Source organism: Cellulomonas sp. P5_C6 (assembly GCF_054049635.1).
On record NZ_JBFULZ010000386.1, the window covers coordinates 1 to 739 of the forward strand.

General features: G+C 79.5%; 1 protein-coding gene. It reads right to left on the reverse strand.

Annotated features, from left to right (window positions below; translation table 11 throughout):
• The coding region (locus ACXJKG_RS21310; protein WP_456847710.1) for an amidohydrolase family protein at positions 1-739 on the reverse strand (739 nt) is incomplete at both ends.

Below are 739 nucleotides of genomic sequence, written 5' to 3' on the forward strand. Positions count from 1 at the left end.
GGCCAGCACCTCGCGCGCGGCCAGCGGGCGGCCGACCAGCGGTGCCACCTGCATCGCCAGCCGGGCGTCGGCCAGCAGGTGCCCGGCGTCGTTGCTCCCGCCCCCGCTGGTGCCCAGCCCGACCGGCACGCCGGCGTCGAGCAGCGCCGCCACGGGGGCGATGCCCCAGCCCATCGGCAGGTCGCAGCCGGGCGCGTGGGTGGCGGTCGCGCCGCTCGCGGACACGCGCGCGAGCTCGTCGTCGGTGATGCCGCACAGGTGCGCGAGTGTCACGTCCGGCGCCAGCCAGCCCCACTCGTCGAGCAGGTCGAGCGGGCGGCGGCCGTAGCGCTGCTCCGCCGCGACGACGTCGACCTGCTCGTTCGCCTGCGTGCGGCGGCGCAGTCCGTGCCGGGCCGCCACCTCGCCCAGCAGCCGGAACGTCTCCGGCCCGTCGCTGTGCACCCCGGCCGGCCCGACGGCCAGCTGGAGCAGGGGGCTCTGCCGCAGGGCGCCGACGATCGCCTCCGCGGACAGGGCCGCGCGCTCGGGGTCGTCGMGGGCGCTCCCACGGACCAGCACCAGCCGGGCGCCGAGCCGTGCCGCCGCGTCCACCGTCCCGCGGGCGACCTCGACCGAGGCGGCGACGTCGTCGGGCCAGGTGAGGTGGTGGTCGGCGACCGTCGTGACGCCGCTCAGCAGCGCCTCGGCCAGCCCCGCCGCGGCGGCCGCCCCGGCGAGCTCTCCGTCCACGCCGGCC